The following is a 1,333-nucleotide window of genomic DNA, read 5'->3' as shown; positions in this document are numbered from 1 at the left end:
GTCAAGACCGGCGGCTGCCCCGAGAACTGCGGCTATTGCCCGCAGTCGGCCGAGTTCGACACCGGCGTCAAGGCGCAGAAGCTGATGGAGGTCGACGAGGTGCTGCGCGCCGCGCAGGCAGCCAAGGAGGCCGGTGCCACGCGCTTCTGCATGGGCGCCGCCTGGCGCGCGCCCAAGGACCGCGACGTCGAGAAGGTCGCGGTGCTGGTCGAGGCCGTCAAGGGGCTCGGCCTGCAGACCTGCGCGACCCTCGGCATGCTCGAGCCRCAGCACGCCGTGCAGCTCAAGGCGGCGGGCCTCGACTACTACAACCACAACCTCGACACCGCGCCCGAGTACTACACCGACATCGTCGAAACCCGCAGCTACCAGGACCGGCTCGACACGCTGGCCCACGTGCGTACCGCCGGCATCAGCGTCTGCTGCGGCGGCATCGTCGGCATGGGCGAGGCACCGGTGCATCGGGCGGGGCTGATCGCCCAGCTCGCCAACCTCGACCCTTATCCCGAGTCGGTGCCGATCAACAGCCTGGTGCGCGTGCCCGGCACGCCGCTGGCCGATTCCGAGCCGATCGATCCGCTCGACTTCGTGCGAATGATCGCGGTCGCGCGCATCACGATGCCGATGGCGCGCGTGCGCCTGTCGGCGGGCCGGCAGCAGCTCGGCGAGGCGGTGCAGGCGTTGTGCTTCCTGGCCGGCGCCAATTCGATCTTCTACGGCGACAAGCTGCTGGTCACGGGCAACCCCGACGTCGAGGCCGATGTGCAGTTGCTCGCCAGGTTGGGCCTCAAGGCCCGTTCGACCTCCGAGCAGGGAGCATGTGCATGACGCGTCCATTCAAGGTGCTGGGCATCCAGCAAATCGCCATCGGGGGTCCGGACAAGACCCGGCTGCAGAAGCTGTGGGTCGAGATGCTGGGCCTCGAAGTCACCGGCACGTTCAAGAGCGAGCGCGAGAACGTCGACGAGGACATCTGCGCCATCGGCAGCGGTCCTTTCAAGGTCGAGGTCGACCTGATGCAGCCGCTGGATCCCGAGAAGAAGCCCGCGGTCCACGCCACGCCGCTGAACCACGTGGGCCTGTGGATCGACGATCTCCCCACGGCGGTCGAGTGGCTCACGGCACAGGGCGTGCGCTTTGCGCCGGGCGGCATCCGCACGGGCGCGGCCGGCTTCGACATCTGCTTCCTGCATCCTAAGAGCAACGACGAGTTCCCGATCGCGGGCGAGGGCGTGCTGATCGAATTGGTGCAGGCGCCGCCCGAGGTCGTCAGGGCGTTCGCGGCCCTCGCGGCGGGCTGAGCGAGGGGTCAGGCGCCGGGGCGACGCCAGAT

General features: G+C 68.9%; 2 protein-coding genes. Both read left to right on the top strand.

Annotated features, from left to right (window positions below; all coding sequences use genetic code 11):
* Positions 1–828, top strand: an 828-nt coding sequence (bioB, locus tag AC1DY5_RS55930; protein WP_478122753.1) for a biotin synthase BioB, incomplete at its 5' end; no start/stop codon positions are given.
* Complete coding sequence (locus AC1DY5_RS55925) at positions 825–1,301, top strand: VOC family protein (protein ID WP_478122752.1); 477 nt, start codon at positions 825–827, stop codon at positions 1,299–1,301. The genes bioB and AC1DY5_RS55925, both read left to right, overlap by 4 nt.
* Positions 1,302–1,333: the final 32 nt, after the last annotated feature.

This window comes from Variovorax sp. P4_D9, assembly GCF_056401695.1.
The sequence above is the reverse complement of the archived record's forward strand: the minus strand, read 5'-3'. Positions and strand labels throughout refer to the sequence as shown.